The sequence below is a fragment of the Burkholderia oklahomensis C6786 genome, from assembly GCF_000959365.1.
In the GTDB taxonomy this organism is placed as follows: Bacteria; Pseudomonadota; Gammaproteobacteria; order Burkholderiales; family Burkholderiaceae; genus Burkholderia; species Burkholderia oklahomensis.
Genome location: NZ_CP009555.1, coordinates 3,997,361 through 4,018,354 on the forward strand (window position 1 = coordinate 3,997,361; position 20,994 = coordinate 4,018,354).

Genomic DNA, 20,994 nt, shown 5'->3' on the forward strand with positions numbered 1-20,994 from the left:
CGTCGTCACCTCAATCGGGCGAGCCGGTACAGCCAGTAGCCGCCGGCGACTTGCAGAATGAACGCGAGATACACGAGCTGGCGCCCCGTCGGGTCGAGCCACATCGCGCTGAAGTACTTCGGATTCGTCGCGATCACGAAGCTGCCGATGCCGACGGGCAGCGCGCCGAGCACCCATGCCGACAGCCGCGTCTCCGCCGACATCGCGGCGAGCTCGCGCTCCGCCTGCTCGAGGTCGCGCATGAAGACGGCCATCCGGTCGAGCATCACGTCCGCACGGCCGCCGTACTTGACCGACAGCCGCAGCACCGAGCCGACGAGCTCGAATTCCTTGATCCGGTAGAGCTCCGCGATGTAGACCATCGCGCGATCGATCTCGACGCCCGAGCGCAGCATCCGCGACACGTGATCGAGGCAGCCGCGCAGCGGCGCCTCGGTCGTCTGCAGCGTCGCCTGGAACGCGGCGGGCACGCTGTTGCCGAGCGTGACGAGCCGCACGATGCCGTCGAGGAACGACGGCAGTTGCCGGACGATCTGCAGGCGCCGCTTCTGCGTCCGCGACGCGAGCCAGAACAGCGCGAGCGTCGCCCCCGCGACGAGCGTCGCGACGGCGGCGAGCATGCCGCCGCGCAGGCCCGTCCACAGCGTCGCGACGAACGTCGCCGCGGCGAGCAGGATCAGCGGGGTGCGAATCTCGGGCACGCCCGCGCGGTTCGATATGTTGAGCCACGCGTCGGCCGCGCGCTCGCGCCACCGCGCGAAACGATCGGCAGGCTTCGCGCCCGGCGCGCCGCCTGCCGTGCCCGCGGCGGACGCAGACGCGGCCGCGCGCGTCGACTCGCCCGCGAGCGGCGCCTTCGGCTGCGCGCCCGGGCGCGCGCCGGGCTCGAGCCGGCTGTCGATGTAGCGCGCCGCGTGCACGCGCTCCCGGGTCGCCTCGCCGCGCCGCCACAGCGCGAGCGCCGCCGCCGCGCACAAGAGCGCGAGAGCGAGCGCCCAGAGCGCCGCGCTAGACATTGAAGCCCCCGCCGCGGCCGAACGGCTCGCCGCCGAAGCCGCCGCCTGCGAGCGTCTGCCTGAAGCGCGCGAGCTTCGGCGAATGCGGATGGATGCCGAGCGATTCCCACGCGTCGATCTCTTCGCCGTCCGCGTTCACGCGCGGCTCGTAGCGATAGAGCTCCTGCGTCGCGATGATGTTGTCCGACAGTCCCGTCACTTCGGTGACCGACAGGATTCGCCGCCGCCCGTTCGACAGCCGCCCGATCTGCACGATGAAGTCGACCGCGTTGGAGATCTGCCGGCGCAGGCTCGATTCGGTGCCCTGGAAGCCCGCGAAGCCGGCCAGCATTTCGAGGCGATACAGGCATTCGCGCGGCGAGCTCGCGTGAATCGTGCCCATCGAACCGTCGTGGCCGGTGTTCATCGCCTGCATCATCTCGAGCACTTCGCCGCCGCGCACTTCGCCGACGATGATCCGGTCCGGCCGCATCCGCAGCGTGTTGCGCAGCAGGTCGCGGATCGACACGACGCCCGTGCCGTCGAAGCCGCCCGGCCGGCTCTCGAGCCGCACGACGTGCGGATGGTTGAGCGACAGCTCGGCCGTGTCCTCGATCGTGACGACGCGCTCGATTTCGGGAATGTGGAACGCGAGCGCGTTGAGGAGCGACGTCTTGCCGGAGCTCGTGCCGCCCGACACGAGGATGTTGCAGCGCGCGGCGACCGCGGCCTCGAGCAGCGTGCCGACCTCCTCGCTGAACGTGCCGTTCGCGAGCAGGTCGGCGGGCTTGAGCGGGTCCTTGCGGAACTTGCGGATCGACACGACCGGGCCGTCGATCGACAGCGGCTCGATCACGACGTTCACGCGCCCGCCGTCCGGCAGCCGCGCGTCGACCATCGGATTCGACTCGTCGAGACGGCGGCCGATCGGCGCGAGAATGCGCCGCACGATCCGCAGCAGATGCGCGTTGTCGGTGAAGCGCACCGGCAGCTTCGTCAGGATCCCGTGCTTCGACACGTATACGTCGCTGTAGCCGTTGATCAGGATGTCCTCGACGTGCGGATCGGCAAGCAGGTCCTCGATCGGCCCGAAGCCCGCGAGCTCCTTCGTCAGCGCCTCCGCGATCGCCCGCACTTCGTTTTCGTTGAGCGGAATGCGGCGCAGCCGCACGAAGCTGTCGATCTCGAGATCGACGAACTGGTTGATCGCCTGCCGCGACCAGCGCCCGAACTCCGCGCCCAGCTCCTCGATGCGCGTCAGAAGATGCTCGTGCGCAGCGTTCTTGATGTCGTGAAACTGCTGCGTTTGCGAGAACGGCGTCGCCCCGTCGGCAAATTGAATGTCGTGTGCCATCTCTTACGACCGCTTGGAGGTGGGTTGAATGAAGCGCCTGAGCGCGGAAAGACCGCCCGCCGCGCGCGACCCGGCGGCCCCCGTGCCGCCCGACACGCGTTCGACGAGCGGCTCGAGCGCGCGCACGTACGGGTCGCGCTCGGCAACGTCCACGATCAGCTTGCCCTGATTGGCCGCATGCCCGATCGGCACGCGCCGCGACGGCAACGTCGCGGCGAGCCCGAGGCCGAGGCGCTCGGCGATCTGCGCGGGCGACAAGCCGAGCGCCGGATCGTATTGGTTGACGACGAGACGCACGTTGCCCGTGTCGACGCCCGCGTCGCGCAGCGACTCGAGCAGCTCGACCGCCGACACGACGGACGCGACGCCCTGGTCGCACAGGAGCCACGATTCGTCGGCCGCGCACGCGGTCTGCGCGACGAAGTCGCGGTTCGAGAAGCCGCCCAGGTCGATGATCTGATAGTCGAAGAACGCGCGCAGGCGGTTCAGCAGACCAACGCAAGACGCGTACGACACGTCGCGCAGCCCGGCGAGATTCGGCGGCAGCGACGTCAGCGCGACGCCGCTCGAATGGCGCGCGAGCGCCGTGTTGACGAAGGTCCGGTCGAAGCGGCGCAGGTTGCGCACCGCCTCGACGAAATCGACTTCGCAGCGCGTGTTCAGGTACAGCGCGCCGTCGCCCGCCGGCAGCCCGAGATCGACGAGCGCCGTCTGCCGTCCCTGCGTGGCCGAGCGCTTCTGCAGCAGCACCGACAGGTTCGCGGCGAGCGTGCTCGCGCCCATCCCGGCGCGCGCGCCGAGGAGCGCGATCAGCTTGCCGTGGCGGCTCGGCTGCTCGCCGACGTGATCGAGGAGCCCGCGCGTGATCCGCAGCGCGTCCTCGGCGGGCGCGGAAAAGTCGATGAAGTCGCGCACGCCCGCGCGCAGCGCGGCGAGCGCGCTCTCCGGCTCCGCGATCGAGCCGAGCGCGACGATCGGCAGCCCGGGATGCGACAGGCGCACCGCGGCCGCCGCGGCGCTCGCCGCCTGCGCGTGGCCGCCCGAGAAGTCGACGAAGACGAGCACCGGATTGAGCCCGGCGATCCGCTGCGCGAGCGCGGTCGGTTCGAGCGGCGCGGCCTCGACGGCGCCCGCCGAGACGAGCGTCTGCGCGAGCCAGCCCACGTGTTCGCCGAGAGGCGACGCGCAGACGAAGTAGTCGGTGACGGCGGGCTCAGCCAAAGATTGTGTTCTCGCGTTCATATTGAAGCGTTCCGGTTGCGCGCCGCGTCGCGGCGCTCGCGCTGTCGATGCGGCACACGCTCATTTCGAGAACCCCGGTCCCGCGTCCGGCGACAGCGCGCCGCCGAGATACGACCGCCATACGGGCCCGTCGCGCTGCTCGGACAGCTCGCCGGGCGTCGCGGGCAGCGACGCGTTCTTCGCGATCGGCGCGACGAGATGCGGCGTCACGATGATCACGAGCTCCTTGTCGTTCTGCTGATAACTGAGGTGCTTGAAGAACGTGCCGATGATCGGCAGATCGCCGAGGAACGGCACCTTGTCGACGTTCGACGTCGTCTCGCGATCGATCAGGCCGCCGATCACGAAGCTCTCGCCGTCGCCGAGCTCGACCGTCGTGTCCGCGCGGCGCGTCGTGAGCGCGGGCACCGTCACGCCGTTGATCGTGATCGAATGGACGAAGTCGAGCTGACTCGATTCCGGCGCGACCTTGAGCGCGATCCGGCGCGGGCTCAGCACGGTCGGCGTCAGCGTGAGGCCGACGCCGTACGGCTTCCAGTCGATCGAGATCGTGCCGAGCGACTGCGGCACCGGCACAGGAATCTCGCCGCCCGCGAGGAAGCTCGCGCTCTGCCCGGACAGCGCGACGAGCGTCGGCTGCGCGAGCACGCGCGCGAGGTTGTTCGCCTCGAGGATCGACAGGTCGGCGAAGAGGCCGCGCGTCGCCGAGCCGACGACGAGATTGAACGCGGACGAGATCGGGATGTTCGCCGACACCGACATCGACGGCGTCGCTCCGCCCGTCACCGACGCGAGGCCGCTCGGCGCGAACGCGCCGAACGTGAAGCCGTTGTTCTGCTTGAAGAAGTTGAGGCCCGCCTGCTTGAGCACCGAGCGGCTGAATTCGACGACGCGCACGTCGACCTGCACGACGTTCTTGCCGCCGACCGTCGACGCGTCGACGACGCCGCCGTCCTTGCCCGCCATCCCCTTGCCGAGCGCGAGCGCGCGCGCATGCGCGTCGAGCGTCGCGGCCGAGCCGGACACGACCGCCGTGCCGCCGTACGCCTTCACGCTCGGCGAGCCGCCGTCGAGCAGCGCGCGCGCGGCGCCGCTCACGACGTTGACCGTGTAGACGGCCGGCTCGTCGCGGCCGCGCTCCCACACCATCAGGCTCGTCGAGCCGGCCGCCTTCGCGACGAGCAGCACGCTTCCGCGCCCGCCCTTCACGACGAGCACGTCGGCGACGTTCGGATCGCCGACCGCGACCCGCTGCACGTTGCGGCCGACCGAAACCTGCCGCTGCGCGCCCGTCGCGAGCTCGATCGTCCCCATCTCCGCCGCCCGCGCGGCGAACGACAGCAACACGCCGAACGCCATCGCCAATGCAATCAGTCTATTTTTCATCGTGTCGGAAACCGGCGCGAGCCGGCCCTCTCCCTGCCGTCATTGTTCGAATCAACTTGTCGGTCAATAGGCGACCGTTTCGGCTCGCCCGCCCCGGATCACTTCGATGCTGCCTCCTGCGCGCGGCGCGGCCGCCACCTGCGCGCCCCGCGGCGCGGCCGCACGCGGCCCCGGCGCCGGCGCGCCGCCGCTGCCCGACAGCTCGCTCAGCACGAGCCCCGCCGCCGCCTGGTTCGACGGCCCCGCGCCGCCGGATGCGCGCACGGCGACCGTCTGCGCGGCGACGTCTTCGTCGCGCGGGCTGCGCAGCGCGAGCACGAGCCGTCCGCTCGCTTCGGCGAGCGTCAGCGCGTCGACCTGCGCGGTCGGCACCGCCAGCACCGCGGTGCGCGCGCCCGCGCCCGTCGGGCCCGGCGTGCCGTCGCGATCGGCCGTCGCGTCGCCGAACGACAGCACGCGCACCCGCGACAGCAGCAGCCGCGCCTGCGATTGCGAGATTTCCGAGCCGGTCGTGCCGAAGCTGCTTTCGCGCTTCATGTTCACGAACACGTCGACGAAGTTGCCGGGACGCAGCCGGTTGCCGACCGCGTTCGTGTCGTCGACCTTGATCGCGACCGCGCGCTCGCCCGGCGCGATCTGGTCGGCGAGCCCCGACATCAGTTCGTTTTCGAGCACAGGCGCCTGCGCGACGATGTCGCTCGCCGGGATGCGGCCCGTGACGAGCGCCGGATTCGAGAACGCGCCGGCGATCGACGCCGGCATCTGCTGCACCTTCAGCGCGTCGGCTGGAATCGGCTGCCCCGTCGGCAGCGCGCGCGTCGCGACGACGACGGGCACCACCGCCGTCGCGACGGCGGTCGCGGCGCTCGGCGCGGCGGGCGCCGGCTTGCGCCCGAGCAGCCACGCGTAAATGCCGAGCAGGATCGCGATCCCGATCAGCAACCCCGCGATGATCTTGGTCAGATGATTGGCCATGGTTGTTATCAGTGCAGCGGCGAAAGAAGTCGTGGAAGAAAGCCGCGCCGGCTGGCGGCGCGGCGGCCCGGCCTAGTCGATCACGTTCATATGATGTTCGTCGGGTTGATCTGCACCGTCGCCTGGCTCGTCAGCGTCGTCGGCAGCACGGCGTTGAAGAGCGCGACCGTCGGCACGAGCGGATTGGCCGCATACGGATACGTGACCGTCACCTGGATGCAGTACATCGTCGAATCGTACGAGCACGTGAAATTCTGCGAGGTCGAGCACGTCGCGCCCGTCAGCCAGCCCGTCAGATTGCTCGCGGCCGTGCATGCTGCCGCGGCGCGCAGGCCGAGCGCCGCCGACTGCGTCTGCGCGACCTGGTAGTTGAGCGCCGCGCGCGCGCCCTCGGTCGCGGCGAGCGTCAGGCTCTGCTGCGCGGCGAAGATCATGCCGTACGTGACGATTCCGTAGAGGACCATGAAGAAGACGGGGAACAGGATCGCGAATTCGATCGCGGTCGCGCCGCGCTGGAAGCGCCGCGGCCGCAACCGTCCGAGCGCGCGCTTCATCGCGTGCCTCCGGTATGAATCAGATAGGCGAGCCATGCCGCGGCGGGCGCGGCGAGAAACGCCGCATAAGGCGCGGAGCGGCGCGCGCCGAGCGCGAACGCGGGCGCGCCGTGGCGCCCGAGCGAGCCGAACGACGTGCGGCTCAGCAGCATGAGGCCGAGCGCGTGAATGCCCGCCGCGATACTCGCGACGATCCACAGCCAAGGCAGCGCCGACAGGCCGCACCAGGCGCCGAGCACCGCGAATACTTTGACGTCGGCGGCGCCCATCACGCGCAGTGCGAAAAACGGAAAAAGAGAAACGAGACCGACTATCCCGCCGATCAATGCGCCGGCCAATGTCGTTTCGAATGGGTTTTGTCGGCAGACTGTAAAAATGATAACGGCAGCAAGACCAGCGAGTACCAATTCGTTGGGAATACGGCGATCGCGACAATCAGCAATTGCAACAGCCGCAGTCCAGGCGAAAAAGAACCCAATACTGAATAAATGAATCATTTCAGCCCCAGCCGCCCGGCGACGTGTTGCGGATTGCCGAAGCAATCCGCAATTCGTGGTAACGCGTAATTGGAAGTAAACGTTATGCCGCCGGCAATTTACCGGCGATCGTGCTGAACAGGTTACTCAGGTCGGTACCGAGCGTGCCGACCGTCGTCGCGATGGCCACCGCGATGAGACCCGCGATCAACCCGTATTCGATCGCGGTTACCCCTGCCTCCTCCGTGAGGAAGCGATTCATCAGTTGTTTCATGTTGATCCTCGTGCCTTGAGTCTTCATTGGCCTTGCTTTTCGCTATCGGCCGACCTTGCCCCGCCATTCGACCTTAATGCCGGATCGGGCGGTTTCGTTATAACTCTTTTTTCAAGAGCTTCTAACAATTTGATACAAGTTAACATTCATGTCGGCGGCGTCCTCCTCGTATTCCCTGATGTACCAGACCATACAAATAGCGCACGAGCGAATCTTATATCCGAACCTTTTTTTGTTCCACATTTTTGTTAATTTTGCTCAGACATTATGACCGCGCGCACGCTTATTTTTACGACTTACCGGTAGGCCTTACACATAAGGACTTACGATAGGTTAGATCTACATACCTAATCCATCAGTAAAACGATCGATTCAAATATCGATGATCCATCCCGCGGATGGATCGCACGTTACGCCGCACGCGTAACGCAAAGCGCGCGGCGTTACGTTACGAACGCATAAAAACTCGGCCGCCGCGCGTATCTTCCGCCCCTTTTCGAGCAACGTCCCGCTTCCCGCCAACCCTTTTCCGACAAGGGTTTGCGGGATGTCATCGCGCGCATCGAAAAGATCGTCCAGCAAAATGGCACGCCAGTTGCAGAGTAATCGTCCGCAAGTGCAGCACACCAATCATCAGACAACACACCAATGCGAGGACGATATGAACACCCAGACGATTTCCCATGGCACGCTCCGGACGACTTTGATCGCGGCCACCGTGGCAGCCATGCTCTCCCTCTCCGCTTGCGGCGGCTCCGGCTCGATCAGCAAGGGGCTCGACGGCTCGGGCTCCGGTAGCGGCAACGCGATTTCCACGACGGGCGACGGCTCGGGTTCGGGCGGCGGCTCCGGCTCGACGGGCGGCCTGTCGGGCGGCGGCTCGACCTCCGGCGGCGGCTCGACCTCCGGCGGCGGTTCCACGTCGGGCGGCGGCACGTCGACCTCGTCGAGCATCAACGCACTCGGCACGATCGCCGGCAACACGGGCGGCATCATCGGCGGCGCCGGCTCGACCGTGTCGGGCCTCGGCACGGTCGTCGGCAGCCAGACGCTGCCCGGCGTGAACTCGCAGACGACGCAAGCGCTCGGCGGCATCGTCCAGGACCTCGGCGGCGCCGTCACCGCACTCGGTTCCGGCATCACGAGCGGCATCGGCCAGCTCGGCGCGTCGACGAACCCGATCGGCACGACCGTCGCGAGCACGGGCAACGTGGTCAGCGAACTGGGTGGCGCCGTCACGCAGACGGGCAACCTCGTCACGAGTCTCGGCACCGGCCCGCTCGCGCCGCTGTCGCCCCTCACGTCGCCGCTCGGCGGCGCGGTCAGCACGCTCGGCAACACGATCACCGCGGGCGGCACGACGCTCACCACCGCGCTGTCGACGGGCCCCGTCCAGCAATTGACGCAGACGGTCAGCTCGGCGATCACGCCGATCACGTCGATGGTCACGGGCACGACGCAGACGGTCGGCACCGTGACGGGCCTCGGCGCGCCCGTCAACACGCTGCTCGGCACGATCGGCGGCGGTCTCAACCAGGCCGGCGCGCTGATCACGAAGACGGGCAACAACCCGGTCACGACGGGCCTCGGCCAGACCGTGTCGGCAACCGGCAACACGATCACGTCGGTCGGCGGCCTGCTGACGGGCAGCACCGGCTCGACGAATCCGCTTGCGCCGATCACGGCCGCGGTCGGCGGCCTGACGGGCACGCTGAGCGGCGTCAGCGGCTCGACCGCAGGGACGCCGCTCGCGCCGCTCACGAACATCGTGTCGACGGTGACGGGCGCACTGACGGGCGCGGCGGGCGGCACGTCGACGAGCAACCCGCTCGCCCCCGTCACGGGCCTCGTGTCGACCGTCACGGGCGCGCTCACGGGCGCTACCGGCGGCGCGACGTCGACCAGCCCGCTCGCCCCCGTCACGAACCTCGTGTCGACCGCGACGGGCGCGCTCGGCGGCGCGACGACGGCGCCGGCCACGAGCTCCACGACCACCGCAACGAACCCGGTCGCGAGCCTCACCGCACCGCTGACCGGCACGAGCAGCGGCACGAGCGGGTCGACCAACCTGCTGTCGCCCATCACGTCGCTCGTCGGCGGCCTGCTCGGCGGCATCAAGAAGTAAACAGGGCCGGCGCCCGTCCAGCATCAGAAAAGACAGCGAGGAGCAGCATCATGAATCAGCAACGTTTCGTCCGGTCGCCCGCGCTCAAGGCGTGGCGCGTTCCGCTCACCGCGCTCGCGACCGCATGCGTGCTCGCCGCGTGCGGCGGCAGCGACATCGCCGCGCCGCCGTCCGCCGGCAACAGCGGCAACGGCGGGAACACGACGCCGACCAACCCGAACACCCCGCAGACGACCACGACCGGCACGTCCGGCGTCGTCAACACGCTCGGCAAGACCGCGACCGATCTCGGCAACACGATCGGCTCGACGAGCGTGCCGGGCCTCGGCAGCGGCGTCACGCAAGGCGTCGGCGCGACGGTCGGCAGCACGGGCGGCATCATCAACGCCGCGGCGGACGCGTTGAGCAACGGTCTCGGCCAGATCGGCTCGACGCAGAATCCGGTCGGCACGACGGTCGCCGGCCTCGGCAACGTCGTGAGCGCGACGAGCAACACCGTGCAGGGCTTGAGCCAGACCGTGCAGGCGCTCGGCACCGGCCCGCTCGCACCGCTCTCTCCCGTCACGACGCCCGTCGCAGGCGCGCTCGCGACGGCGGCGAACGGCGTGAACGCGGCCGGCACGATGCTCGGCAACGCGCTGTCGACGGGCCCCGTCCAGCAAATCACGCAGCCGATCAGCTCGGCCGTGACGCCGCTCGTCATCACCGCGGGCCAGGTCACCCAGACGGTCGGCACGACGACGGGCGTCGGCCAGCCGGTGTCGGGCCTGCTGCAGCAAGTCGGCGGCGCGATCAGCTCGGCCGGCCGGCAGATCGCGGGCACGTCGTCGCAGCCGCTCGTCGGCGACGTCGGCCAGCTCGTGTCCGCGGTCGGCAACACCGTGACGAACACGGGCGGCCTCGTCAATCCGGCCGCACCGAACGGCGCGGCGCCGATCCCCGGCCTCATCACGAGTCTCGTCGGCGGTTCGACGGCGACGGTCGCCACCGGCTCGAGCTCGGGATCGACGCTCGGCAGCCCGCTGAACGGCCTGCTATCGAGCCTCGGCGGCGGCGCGCTGCCCACCGGCGCGCTCGGCGGCAGCGCGGTGTCGGGCGGCGCGAGCAATCCGCTTGCACCGGTCACGAGCCTCGCGAGCGGCGGCACGGGGGCTAGTACAAACCCGCTCGCGCCCATCACCGGTTTGCTGAATACTGTCACGGGCACGCTCTCCGGCGCGACGTCGTCGTCGACCGCGAGCGGCTCGACGGGACTCCTCGCTCCGGTGACGAACACGCTCGGCACGCTGGGCAGCTTTGGTAAGTGATGCGAAGCACCGCGCGCTCCTTCCGGCGAGGAGCGCGCGGCGCGGCGGCAGTCGGATTAGAACAACCGAAGACCACGATGCGCGGCGCACGATAACGCCGCGCATCGACATTAGAAGATCAGAAGCACAAAGAGGCCCACGAGGAATCACAATGAAATCCAGACACGAATCTTGGATGCTGTTGCTCGCGCTCGTCGCGGCCGCCGGTGCCGCCCATGCGCAAAGCCGTTCGGGCGGCAACCCGCTCGAGGCGCTGCCGCAGATCAACACGCCGCAGCGGCCGAGCGTGACCGTGCAGGTCGCGCCGCAGGAAGTCCAGGTGCAGGCGCTGCTCGCCCGCCATCTGACGCCGACCTCGTTCCAGGTCGAAGGCGTCAAGTCGATTCCGTTCGAAGAGATCTCGCAGCGCTTCACGCCGCTCGTCGGCAAGGACATCACGATCGGCCAGTTGATCGAAATGGCGAACGGCGTGACGAAGCTGTATCAGGAGCGCGGCTACGCGTTGTCGTTCGCGTTCATCCCCGCGCAGACGTTCGAGGGCGGCGTCGTGCGCGTGACGGTCGTCGAGGGCTACGTCGCGAACGTGAAGATCACCGGCCGGCCCGGCGCGATGGAACCGAAGGTTCGCGCGATCGCCGCGCACATCATGGACGATCGGCCGCTGCGCCGCGCGACGTTCGAGCGCTACGTGAACACGTTCGGCCTGCTGCCCGGCGTGGCGGTGAAGGCGAACGTGCCGCCGCCGCAGAACACCGACGGCGCGACGACGCTCGAACTCAACGTCGACCGCAAGCCGTTCAACGTGAGCGCGGGGCTCAACACGAACAACCCGGGCTTGCAGGGGCTCTTCACGGTGACAGAGAACGGCCTCACGTCGCTCGGCGAGCAGATGAGCATCTCCGCCCTCTTCCCGAAAGGCCCGAACAACCAGACGTACGTGTCGTTCAGCGGCGCCGTGCCGATCGGCAGCAACGGCCTCGTCACGCGTCTCGACGCGAGCCATTATCGCGGCAATCCGTCCGTCGACCAGACCGCGCTGCCGAACGTCCAGCGCACCGTCATCAACGACAAGCTCGGCTTGTCCGCGTCCTATCCGCTGATGCTGAGCAACCAGCGCAGCCTGCTCGGCACGGTGTCGGGCTACGCGTCGCACAGCGAGGATCGCTATCAGAACCAGAGCACGGGCGCGCTGATCGGCATGCGCTCGCAGGTGCGCGTGCTGCAGATGCAGCTCGACTACACGCGCGTGCAGCCGAAACAGGTGCAGAAGCTGAGCTTCAACGTCGCAAAGGCGTTCGACATTCTCGGCGCATCGAAGTCGGGCTTCACGAACATTCCGGGCGTCACGGCGACGAATCCCGCATCGACGACGTTCGTGCGCACGGGCGCGACGTTCGTGCAGACGAACGAGTGGCCGTTCAAGATCGGCTCGACCGTGCAGCTCACCGGCCAGTACAGCCCCGATTCGCTGCCGACCACCGAGCAGATCTCGTTCGGCGCACAGCGCTTCGCGCTCGGCTATCAGCCGGGCGAGACGTCGGGTGATTCGGGCTGGGGCGCGTCGCTCGAGCTCAATCGCGCATTCGCGCCGGGCTTCACGTATCTGAAGAACATCACGCCGTACGTCCTGTACGACATGGCGCGCGTGTATCTGCATTCGGGCACGCCGGTGCCGCGCCGGCTGTCGTCGGTCGGGCTCGGCGTGCGGTTGACCGACAGCCGCTTCTACAACCTCGACGTGTCGATCGCGAAGCCCGTCGGCGACTCACCAATCGAGAGCGCGTCGCGCAGCCCGCGCGTGAATGCGTCGTTCTCCTATCAGCTCTACTGACGCGTTCGCGTCCTTCCCCGCTTCGCTTCACGCACGCGGCCCGTCATGCGACGGGCCGCTTCTGTTTTCACTTCACATCGTCACTTCGATTAGAAGCACTTGTATCAAACGCGGCGCGCAGATTCACGTATTCTGCGCAAAGCTCGCATGCATCGCCGTTCGACGCAAACGGCCCGCGAGCCCGATGAAAAAGACATTGTGCGATCCACGGAGGAAGACATGTTTCAAATGACCCGTTCACTGCGCTCGATCACCGTTGCAGGCGCGCTCCTCGCATGCGCTGCGAGCGCATTCGCTCAAGCGGACAGCCCGATCGGCACGTGGCAGACGATCGACGACCACACGGGCAAGCCGAAGGCGCTCGTGCAAATCAGCGCAGACTCGAGCGGCGAACTGTCGGGCAAGGTCCTCAAGGGCCTCGGCGAGAACGACACGCCGGATCGCCGCTGCACCGCGTGCACCGACGAACGCAAGGATCAGCTGATCAAGGGCATGACGATCATCAAGGCGATGAAGAAGGAAGGCGACGGCTGGGACGGCGGCAACATCCTCGACCCGGAAAACGGCAAGGTCTACAAGTGCAAGATGAAGCTCGAGGAAGGCGGCCAGAAGCTCGTCGTGCGCGGCTACATCGGCGTGTCGCTGCTCGGTCGCTCGCAGACCTGGATGCGTGCCGCGCAATAAGCCCGTTTGACGTCGACTGGCGCGGCTTGCCGCCGCTCGCGTTGCGCGTTTCGCGAACGCCGGCGGCAAAACAAAACCGGCCTGTGCGTTTGCGCCAGGCCGGTTTTTTCATGCGCGCGATACGCCGCGCGCGTCGCGTCAGATCACGTGCTCGAGCGCGTGATCGTGACAAGGCGCGGTCGACGTCGTCGATGCTCCGCCGCTGCGCGCTTCCGCCGCTTTCGAGCGCGTATGCGTGCGCATGCGCATCGCCATCAGCTCGCACAGATCGTCGCTCTCCGCGCCGAACAGCTCGACCAGCACGCGCTTCAACGCGCCGGACTCGTGCCACGCCTTGAAGCGTCGGTGACACGTCTGATACGCGGGAAAACGGCGCGGCATCGCCGACCAGTTCGCACCGCTGTAGATCACCCACAGCACGCCGTTCAGCACCGCGCGCGTATCCGCGAGCGGTCTGCCGCGCAATTCCTTGCGCGGACGCAGCTCGGGCAGCAGCGGAGCGACGCGCTGCCACTCCTCGTCATTAATATCGCGATACGGCGTCATGTGTCTCTCCGTTCGTGAAGAACATGACGCAACGATATCGAGACGAATCGGCATTGGATACGACGCGCGCGCCGATTTAAGAATAGTTAATACCGAATTAACCGAAGTTAACCGTCTGGCGCGCTTTTTCGAATTCGGGTCGGGTCGTTAGGGGTTCGCACCGCGCAATACGCGGCCGCCGGCCCGTCGGGTCGGATCAGGTCAGCGACGTGTCGATCAGGCGCCGCGGCGTCTCGAGATACTCCTTCGACTGCATCTCGACGATGCGCGAGACCGTCCGGCTGAATTCGTTCGCCATCGGCCCTTCGACGTACAGATCTTCCGCGGGCACCGCGGCCGACATCAGCAGCTTCACCTTGTGGTCGTACAGCACGTCGATGAGCCACGTGAAGCGGCGCGCCTCGGACGCCATCCGCGGCGACATCTGCGGCACCTCCGACAGCACGATCGCATGGAAGCGGCTCGCGAGCTCGAGGTAGTCGTTCTGCGAGCGCGGGCCGCCGCAGAGCGTCGCGAAATCGAACCAGACGACGCCGTCCGCGCGGCGCAGCGCCTTGATCTCGCGCTTTTCGATGTGCAGGATCGGGCTCTCGTCGGGCACCGCGGCGAGCTGCGCGAACGCATGGCGCAGCGCGCGATCGGCTTCCGCGCCGAGCGGCGTGTGATACATCCGCACCTGCGTGAGCGTGCGCTGCCGGTAGTCGACGCCTGCGTCGACGTTCAGCACGTCGAGCTTGTCCTTCAGGAGCGCGATCGCGGGCAGCATGCGGTCGCGATGCAATCCGTCGGGGTACAGATCGTCCGGATCGTAATTGGACGTCATCACGAACTGCACGCCGTTCGAGAACAGCCGGTCGAGCAGCCGATACAGGATCATCGCGTCGGCGATGTCCGACACGTGGAATTCGTCGAAGCAGATGAGCCGATAGCGCTTCGCGATGCGGCGCGCGAGTTCGTCGAGCGGATCGGCCTGCCCTTTCAGCTCCTCGAGCTCGCGATGCACTTCGCGCATGAACTCGTGGAAATGCAGCCGCGTCTTGCGCTGCACCGGCACGACCGCATAGAAGCTGTCCATCAGGAAACTCTTGCCGCGCCCGACGCCGCCCCACATATAGACGCCGCGCGGCAGATCCGGGCGAATGACGAGTTTCTTGAACGCATTCGAGCGACGCGCCTTGTAGGCAGCCCATTCGCCATAACAGCGCTGCAGGCGTTCGACCGCGGCGCGCTGCGCGGCATCGGACTGATAGCCGCGCGTCTTCAGCTCGTGCTCGTAGTATTCGGTGACGTTCATCATGCAAACCGGCAAAAACGAAGGCGAGCGGGAAAACCCGCCCGCCTTCGCCGAGAAACTGCGGCGCCGGCCGCGAAGGCCGGCGCGCGGTGCTGCGTTTTCGCGCTTAGCTGTTGAGCGAGCGCTTGTCGACGGCGAGCGCCGCTTCGCGCATCACTTCGGACAACGACGGATGCGGATGGCAGATTCGGGCGATGTCTTCCGACGCCGCCTTGAATTCCATCGCGACCACGGCTTCGGCGATCAGGTCCGACGCATTCGGCGAGATCACGTGCACGCCGAGCAGCTCGTCCGTCTTCGCGTCGGCGATCATCTTCACGAAACCGTCCGAACGGCCCATGCCGAGCGCGCGGCCGTTGATCGAGAACGGGAACTTGCCCGACTTGATCTCGCGGCCTTCCGCCTTCAGCTGCTGCTCGGTCTTGCCGACCCACGCGATTTCCGGCTCGGTGTAGATCACCCACGGAATGCAGTTGTAGTCGATGTGCGGCTTCTGGCCGTCGATCACTTCCGCGACGAGCACGCCTTCGTCTTCCGCCTTGTGCGCGAGCATCGGGCCGCGCACGACGTCGCCGATCGCGTAGACGTTCGGCACCGCGGTGCGGCAGTGGTCGTCGACGTCGATGAAGCCGCGCTCGTTCGCCTTCAGGCCGATCGCCTCGAGGCCGAGATTGTCGGTGTTCGGCATGCGGCCGATCGATACGATCAGGCGATCCGCTTCGAGCGTCTTCGCGTTGCCGTCCTTGTCGGTGTATGCGATCGACACGCCGTTCGCGCCCGTCTTCACTTCGGCGATCTTCACACCGAGGTTGATGTCGAGGCCTTGCTTCTTGAACAGCTTCGCCGCTTCCTTCGCGAGCGCTTCGTCGGCCGCGCCGAGGAACGCCGGCAGCGCTTCGAGCACCGTCACTTCGGCGCCGAGGCGGCGCCACACCGAGCCGAGCTCGAGGCCGATCACGCCCGCGCCGATCACGGCGAGCTTCTTCGGCACCGTGTCGAACGTCAGCGCGCCTTCGTTGTCCGCGACGATCTTGTTGTCGACCGGCACGTTCGGCAGATGGCGCGCCTTCGAGCCCGTCGCGATGATCACGTTCTTCGCGGTGACGACTTCGGTTTCGCCTTCGCCGCTCACTTCGATCTGCACGCCGGCGTCGGTCTTGCCGGTGAACTTGCCGTGGCCCTTCAGCCACGTGATCTTGTTCTTCTTGAACAGGAATTCGATCCCGCCCGTCATCTTCTCGACGATCGCATCCTTGCGGCCGATCATCTTCGCGACGTCCATCTTCACGTCGCCGACGCTGATGCCGTGGTCGGCGAGGTGATGCGACGCCTTCTCGAACTCTTCCGACGAGGCGAGGAGCGCCTTCGACGGGATGCAGCCGACGTTCAGGCACGTGCCGCCCAACTTCAGCGCGCCCGCCGGGTTCTTCCATTTTTCGATACAGGCAACCGTTTTGCCCAACTGAGCGGCGCGGATCGCGGCGATGTAGCCGCCAGGGCCGGCGCCGATCACGACGACGTCAAATTCCTTCGACATGACAATCCTTTGATTTGGCTGCGGCGCGCCGAACGGGCGCCCGGAAAGGAGCGCCCGCGCGGCCCGCCGCAGCGGTTCGATGCGGGAAAAGCGTGCTTACAGGTCGAGCAGCAGGCGCGCCGGATCTTCGAGCGCGTCCTTCATCGCGACGAGCGACAGCACCGCTTCGCGGCCATCGATGATCCGGTGGTCGTACGACAGCGCGAGATAGTTGATCGGACGGATCACGATCTGGCCGTTCTCGACGACCGGGCGCTCCTTCGTCGCATGCACGCCGAGGATGGCCGACTGCGGCGGGTTGATGATCGGGGTCGACAGCATCGAGCCGAACACGCCGCCGTTCGAGATCGAGAACGTACCGCCCGTCATTTCGTCGATCGACAGCTTGCCGTCCTTCGCCTTCTGGCCGAATTCGGCGATCTTCTTCTCGATCTCGGCGAGGCTCAGCTGATCCGCGTTGCGCAGGATCGGCACGACGAGGCCGCGCGGCGAACCGACCGCGATGCCGATGTCGAAGTAGCCGTGGTAGACGATGTCGTTGCCGTCGATCGACGCGTTCACGAGCGGGAACTTCTTCAGCGCGTGGACCGCGGCCTTCACGAAGAACGACATGAAGCCGAGCTTCACGCCGTGCTCCTTCTCGAACTTGTCCTTGTACTTCGCACGCAGGTCCATGACGGGCTGCATGTTCACTTCGTTGAACGTCGTCAGGATCGCGTTCGTCTGCTGCGACTCGAGCAGACGCTCGGCGATGCGCGCACGCAGACGCGACATCGGCACGCGCTGTTCCGGACGGTCGTTGAGCCACGTCGTCGCCGACGCCGGCACCTTAACCTCCGGCAGCGCCGGCTTCGCGGCGGCCTTCGCCGGCGCGGCGGCCGGCGCGGCCTTCGGCGCGCCGCCCGCGGACAGCACGTCGCCCTTCGTGATGCGGCCGTCGCGGCCCGAGCCGGCGACGTCGCCGGCGGCGAGACCCTTCTCCGCCATCAGCTTCGACGCGGCGGGCGAGGCGGAAGCCGCGCTCGACGCAGCGGCAGCGGCGGGTTGCGCGGCGGGCGCGGGCGCGGCGGCCGGCTGGACTTCGGCGGCGCCTGCCGCGGCGGCGGCGGCGCCCGCCTTCGCTTCGGTGTCGATCGTCGCGATCAGCTGGTCGGCGACGACCGTGTCACCGTCGTTCTGCAGCACTTGCGCGAGCACGCCCGCGGCGGGCGCCGGCACTTCGAGGACGACCTTGTCGGTCTCGAGCTCGATCAGGATTTCGTCTTGCGCGACGGCTTCGCCGGGCTTCTTCTTCCACTGCAGCATGGTCGCTTCCGAAACCGATTCGGAGAGCTGGGGGACTTTGACTTCTACGATAGCCATTTGAATTTCCTGGATGCTTAATCTGGGTAACGACGAGACGTCTGCATGCGCGGTCGGGAATCGCGGCGCGCGGCGCCTGCGATCGAACGCGCGCGGGAAAGCGCACCGCGCCTTCCCGCTTCGCTACGTCTCTTTATTTCGCGATCGATGCGCTCTTCAAGCGGCCGAATGCGCCTTCGATGAGGGCCTTCTGCTGCTCGTAGTGCTTCGCGTAATAGCCGACGGCCGGCGAGGCGGAAGCCGGGCGGCCGCTGTACGCGAGCTTCTGCCCTTCCTTCATGCCTTCCTTCAGGTGGTGTTCGACGTAGAACCACGGCCCCTGATTTTGCGGCTCGTCCTGCACCCAGACCACTTCCGTCGCGTTCTCGAACTTCTTCATCTCCGCTTCGAACTGCTTGTGCGCGAACGGATAGAGCTGCTCGATCCGGACGATCGCGACATCGTTCGCCTTCGCTTCGCGGCGATGCGCAACGAGGTCGTAGTACACGCGGCCCGAGCAGACCAGCACGCGCTTGACCTTCTTCGCGTCGATGCCGCCGTCGACTTCGCCCAGCACCGGCTGGAACGAACCCTTCGCCAGCTCCGACAGGTCCGACACCGCCTCCTTGTGGCGCAGCAGCGACTTCGGCGTCGCCACGACGAGCGGCTTGCGGAACAGGCGGATCATCTGACGGCGCAGCAGATGGAAAATCTGTGCCGGCGTCGTCGGCTGCACCACTTGCATGTTGTGATCCGCGCAGAGCTGCAGGAAACGCTCGATGCGAGTCGACGAGTGCTCCGGACCCTGGCCTTCGTAGCCGTGCGGCAGCAGCATCGTCAGGCCCGACACGCGGCCCCACTTCACTTCGCCCGACGAGATGAACTGGTCGATCACGACCTGCGCGCCGTTGACGAAGTCGCCGAACTGCGCTTCCCACGCGACGAGCGTGTTCGGCTCGGCGGTCGAGTAGCCGTATTCGAAGCCCAGCACCGCCTCTTCCGACAGCACCGAGTCGATCACCGTGAACTTCGCCTGGCCTTCGGCGATGTTCTGCAGCGGCACGTAGGTGCCGTCGTTCCAGCGCTCGCGGTTCTGGTCGTGCAGCACCGCGTGACGGTGCGTGAACGTGCCGCGGCCCGAGTCCTGGCCGGTCAGTCGCACGGCGTAGCCCGACGCGACGAGCGATGCGAACGCGAGGTGCTCGCCCATGCCCCAGTCGAGCGGCTGATCGCCGCGCGCCATCGCGCGACGGTCGTTGATCACGCGCTCGACGAGCGGGTGGACCTTGAAGTTCTCGGGCACCGTCGTGATGCGCTCGCCGAGGCGCTTCAGCTCGGCGAGCGGCACCGCGGTGTCGGCCGCGTCGGTCCACTTGCGGTTCAGGAACGGCATCCAGTCGACCGCGTACTTGCTCTTGTAGTTCGACAGCACCGGATCGACCGTGTGATGGCCGTCGTCCATCGCCTTGCGGTACGCCTTCACGAAGCCGTCGCCTTCTTCAGCCGTGATCACGCCCTGCTGGACGAGCTTCTCCGCATACAGCGCACGGGTGCCCGGGTGCTGCGCGATCTTCTTGTACATCAGCGGCTGCGTGACGGCCGGCGTGTCCTGCTCGTTGTGGCCGAGCTTGCGGAAGCAGACGATGTCGATCACGACATCCTTGTGGAACTGCATCCGGTAGTCGATCGCGATCTGCGTCGCGAGCACGACCGCTTCCGGATCGTCGCCGTTCACGTGCAGCACCGGCGCCTCGATCATCTTGACGACGTCGGTACAGTACAGCGTCGAGCGCGAGTCGCGCGGGTCCGACGTCGTGAAGCCGATCTGGTTGTTGATGACGATGTGCAGCGTGCCGTGCGTGCCGTAGCCGCGCGTCTGCGCGAGGTTCAGCGTTTCCATCACGACGCCCTGGCCCGCGAACGCCGCGTCGCCGTGGATCTGCACGGGCAGCACCTGCAGGCCGTCTGCGTCGCCGCGGCGGTCCATCCGCGCCTTCGCGGAACCCTCGACCACCGGGTTGACGATTTCGAGGTGCGACGGGTTGAACGCGAGCGACAGGTGGACCGGGCCGCCTTCCGTCGAGACGTCCGACGAGAAGCCCTTGTGATACTTCACGTCGCCTGCCGGCAGGTCGTCGACGTGCTTGCCTTCGAATTCGGCGAAGAGATCGGCCGGCATCTTGCCGAGCGTGTTCACGAGCACGTTCAGACGGCCGCGGTGCGCCATGCCGATGACGATTTCCTGCACGCCCTTCGAGCCCGCGTGCTGGACGACTTCGTCCATCGACGCGATGAAGCTCTCGCCGCCTTCGAGCGAGAAGCGCTTCTGGCCGACGTACTTCGTGTGCAGGTAGCGCTCGAGGCCTTCGGCGGCCGTCAGGCGGTTCAGGATGTGCTTCTTCTTGTCGGCCGAGAAATTCGGCGTCGCGCGGATCGTCTCGAGACGATCCTGCCACCAGCGCTTCTGCTCCGGATCGCCGATGTACATGAACTCGGCGCCGATCGTGCCGCAATACGTGTCGCGCAGACCCTTGACGATGTCGCGCAGCGATGCCTGCTCGAAACCGAAATACAGGTTGCTCGCGCTGAACGTCTGGTCGAGGTCGGCTTCGGAGAAATCGTAGAACGCGGGTTCCAGCTCGGGAATCGCGGGACGCTCGCGGCGCTTCAGGGGATCGAGATTGGCCCATTGCGAGCCGAGGAAGCGATAAGCGCTGATGAGCGACTGAACGTGAACTTGCTTGCGGGCGGTAGCGAGGTTGCTGCCGCTTTCGCGCGGGATGAAAGCGTTGGCTTTCGCGCGCTGCGCGAACGACTCGACGATCGGATTGTGGGCCACGTCGCTCGCGTTGGAACCGTCGGTCGCGGGAACGTTCTGCAGTGCGTCGAAATATTCGCGCCAGTTTTCCGGCACCGACGCCGGATTATCCAAATAGGCTTCGTATAGTTCTTCAACATACGAAGCGTTGCCGCCGAACAAATACGAGTTCAGCTGGAACTGCTTCATTACATCTGACATTTGACGCTCACCTTTCTTCGAGCTTCTCGAGAAATAGCGGGTTGCTCAACCTTC

General features: G+C 67.0%; 17 protein-coding genes. 4 read left to right on the forward strand and 13 right to left on the reverse strand.

Features of this window, described 5'->3' with window-relative positions:
* Positions 1-5: 5 nt before the first annotated feature.
* From BG90_RS17735 to BG90_RS17770, 8 genes are all read right to left on the reverse strand, one after another.
* On the reverse strand, positions 6-1,016 hold the full coding sequence (locus tag BG90_RS17735; RefSeq protein WP_045568257.1) for a type II secretion system F family protein: 1,011 nt from the start codon (positions 1,014-1,016) through the stop codon (positions 6-8).
* Positions 1,009-2,349, reverse strand: a complete 1,341-nt coding sequence (locus BG90_RS17740; RefSeq protein WP_010115677.1) for a TadA family conjugal transfer-associated ATPase — start codon at positions 2,347-2,349, stop codon at positions 1,009-1,011. Before BG90_RS17740 ends, BG90_RS17735 begins: the two co-directional genes overlap by 8 nt.
* 3 nt (positions 2,350-2,352) lie before the next feature.
* Positions 2,353-3,591: a fimbrial protein gene (locus tag BG90_RS17745; protein WP_010104044.1), complete on the reverse strand. Its 1,239-nt coding sequence runs from the start codon at positions 3,589-3,591 to the stop codon at positions 2,353-2,355.
* 60 nt (positions 3,592-3,651) lie between these two features.
* Positions 3,652-4,977 carry a type II and III secretion system protein family protein gene (locus BG90_RS17750; RefSeq protein WP_025989831.1) on the reverse strand — a complete coding sequence of 442 codons (1,326 nt, stop codon included), beginning with the start codon at positions 4,975-4,977 and terminating at the stop codon, positions 3,652-3,654.
* Positions 4,978-5,040: 63 nt separating this feature from the next.
* Positions 5,041-5,952, reverse strand: coding sequence for a Flp pilus assembly protein CpaB (gene cpaB, locus BG90_RS17755; RefSeq protein ID WP_045568258.1), 912 nt, complete (start codon positions 5,950-5,952; stop codon positions 5,041-5,043).
* 86 nt (positions 5,953-6,038) lie between these two features.
* A complete protein-coding gene (locus BG90_RS17760) occupies positions 6,039-6,506 on the reverse strand; it encodes a TadE/TadG family type IV pilus assembly protein (RefSeq protein ID WP_010104056.1) in 468 nt (155 codons plus the stop codon).
* On the reverse strand, positions 6,503-7,003 hold the full coding sequence (locus BG90_RS17765; RefSeq protein ID WP_025989832.1) for an A24 family peptidase: 501 nt from the start codon (positions 7,001-7,003) through the stop codon (positions 6,503-6,505). Before BG90_RS17765 ends, BG90_RS17760 begins: the two co-directional genes overlap by 4 nt.
* Positions 7,004-7,085: 82 nt before the next feature.
* Entirely contained in the window at positions 7,086-7,283 is a 198-nt protein-coding gene (locus tag BG90_RS17770) for a Flp family type IVb pilin (RefSeq protein WP_010115682.1), read from the reverse strand.
* 634 nt (positions 7,284-7,917) lie between these two features.
* Here BG90_RS17770 and BG90_RS17775 point away from each other — a divergent pair.
* From BG90_RS17775 to BG90_RS17790, 4 genes are all read left to right on the forward strand, one after another.
* Positions 7,918-9,381, forward strand: a complete 1,464-nt coding sequence (locus BG90_RS17775; protein ID WP_025989833.1) for a collagen-like triple helix repeat-containing protein — start codon at positions 7,918-7,920, stop codon at positions 9,379-9,381.
* 50 nt (positions 9,382-9,431) lie between these two features.
* Complete coding sequence (locus BG90_RS17780; RefSeq protein ID WP_010115684.1) at positions 9,432-10,688, forward strand: collagen-like triple helix repeat-containing protein; 1,257 nt, start codon at positions 9,432-9,434, stop codon at positions 10,686-10,688.
* A gap of 175 nt (positions 10,689-10,863) precedes the next feature.
* Positions 10,864-12,519, forward strand: a complete 1,656-nt coding sequence (locus tag BG90_RS17785; RefSeq protein ID WP_010115685.1) for a ShlB/FhaC/HecB family hemolysin secretion/activation protein — start codon at positions 10,864-10,866, stop codon at positions 12,517-12,519.
* A gap of 219 nt (positions 12,520-12,738) precedes the next feature.
* The gene (locus tag BG90_RS17790; protein ID WP_010115686.1) at positions 12,739-13,203 is read left to right on the forward strand and encodes a DUF2147 domain-containing protein; all 465 of its coding nucleotides are present in this window, start codon (positions 12,739-12,741) and stop codon (positions 13,201-13,203) included.
* Positions 13,204-13,341: 138 nt separating this feature from the next.
* On the opposite strand, the gene BG90_RS17795 is transcribed toward BG90_RS17790, so the two are convergent.
* The 5 genes from BG90_RS17795 to BG90_RS17815 form a co-directional block, all read right to left on the reverse strand.
* Positions 13,342-13,749: a transposase gene (locus tag BG90_RS17795; protein WP_010115687.1), complete on the reverse strand. Its 408-nt coding sequence runs from the start codon at positions 13,747-13,749 to the stop codon at positions 13,342-13,344.
* A gap of 196 nt (positions 13,750-13,945) precedes the next feature.
* The gene (gene zapE / locus BG90_RS17800; RefSeq protein ID WP_025989834.1) at positions 13,946-15,043 is read right to left on the reverse strand and encodes a cell division protein ZapE; all 1,098 of its coding nucleotides are present in this window, start codon (positions 15,041-15,043) and stop codon (positions 13,946-13,948) included.
* A gap of 106 nt (positions 15,044-15,149) precedes the next feature.
* Positions 15,150-16,580: a dihydrolipoyl dehydrogenase gene (gene lpdA, locus BG90_RS17805; protein ID WP_010115689.1), complete on the reverse strand. Its 1,431-nt coding sequence runs from the start codon at positions 16,578-16,580 to the stop codon at positions 15,150-15,152.
* 96 nt (positions 16,581-16,676) lie between these two features.
* Positions 16,677-17,942: a 2-oxoglutarate dehydrogenase complex dihydrolipoyllysine-residue succinyltransferase gene (gene odhB / locus BG90_RS17810; RefSeq protein WP_038802575.1), complete on the reverse strand. Its 1,266-nt coding sequence runs from the start codon at positions 17,940-17,942 to the stop codon at positions 16,677-16,679.
* Between the two features lie 133 nt (positions 17,943-18,075).
* Positions 18,076-20,940, reverse strand: coding sequence for a 2-oxoglutarate dehydrogenase E1 component (locus BG90_RS17815; protein ID WP_010115692.1), 2,865 nt, complete (start codon positions 20,938-20,940; stop codon positions 18,076-18,078).
* Between the last annotated feature and the right edge of the window lie 54 nt (positions 20,941-20,994).

Bases quoted from the DNA above. Each gene is read 5' to 3' on its own strand.
- BG90_RS17735 (WP_045568257.1), bottom strand. From the start codon at position 1,016: ATGTCTAGCGCGGCGCTCTGGGCGCTCGCTCTCGCGCTCTTGTGCGCG.
- BG90_RS17740 (WP_010115677.1), bottom strand. From the start codon at position 2,349: ATGGCACACGACATTCAATTTGCCGACGGGGCGACGCCGTTCTCGCAA.
- BG90_RS17745 (WP_010104044.1), bottom strand. From the start codon at position 3,591: ATGAACGCGAGAACACAATCTTTGGCTGAGCCCGCCGTCACCGACTAC.
- BG90_RS17750 (WP_025989831.1), bottom strand. From the start codon at position 4,977: ATGAAAAATAGACTGATTGCATTGGCGATGGCGTTCGGCGTGTTGCTG.
- cpaB (WP_045568258.1), bottom strand. From the start codon at position 5,952: ATGGCCAATCATCTGACCAAGATCATCGCGGGGTTGCTGATCGGGATC.
- BG90_RS17760 (WP_010104056.1), bottom strand. From the start codon at position 6,506: ATGAAGCGCGCGCTCGGACGGTTGCGGCCGCGGCGCTTCCAGCGCGGC.
- BG90_RS17765 (WP_025989832.1), bottom strand. From the start codon at position 7,003: ATGATTCATTTATTCAGTATTGGGTTCTTTTTCGCCTGGACTGCGGCT.
- BG90_RS17770 (WP_010115682.1), bottom strand. From the start codon at position 7,283: ATGAAGACTCAAGGCACGAGGATCAACATGAAACAACTGATGAATCGC.
- BG90_RS17775 (WP_025989833.1), top strand. From the start codon at position 7,918: ATGAACACCCAGACGATTTCCCATGGCACGCTCCGGACGACTTTGATC.
- BG90_RS17780 (WP_010115684.1), top strand. From the start codon at position 9,432: ATGAATCAGCAACGTTTCGTCCGGTCGCCCGCGCTCAAGGCGTGGCGC.
- BG90_RS17785 (WP_010115685.1), top strand. From the start codon at position 10,864: ATGCTGTTGCTCGCGCTCGTCGCGGCCGCCGGTGCCGCCCATGCGCAA.
- BG90_RS17790 (WP_010115686.1), top strand. From the start codon at position 12,739: ATGTTTCAAATGACCCGTTCACTGCGCTCGATCACCGTTGCAGGCGCG.
- BG90_RS17795 (WP_010115687.1), bottom strand. From the start codon at position 13,749: ATGACGCCGTATCGCGATATTAATGACGAGGAGTGGCAGCGCGTCGCT.
- zapE (WP_025989834.1), bottom strand. From the start codon at position 15,043: ATGAACGTCACCGAATACTACGAGCACGAGCTGAAGACGCGCGGCTAT.
- lpdA (WP_010115689.1), bottom strand. From the start codon at position 16,580: ATGTCGAAGGAATTTGACGTCGTCGTGATCGGCGCCGGCCCTGGCGGC.
- odhB (WP_038802575.1), bottom strand. From the start codon at position 17,942: ATGGCTATCGTAGAAGTCAAAGTCCCCCAGCTCTCCGAATCGGTTTCG.
- BG90_RS17815 (WP_010115692.1), bottom strand. From the start codon at position 20,940: ATGTCAGATGTAATGAAGCAGTTCCAGCTGAACTCGTATTTGTTCGGC.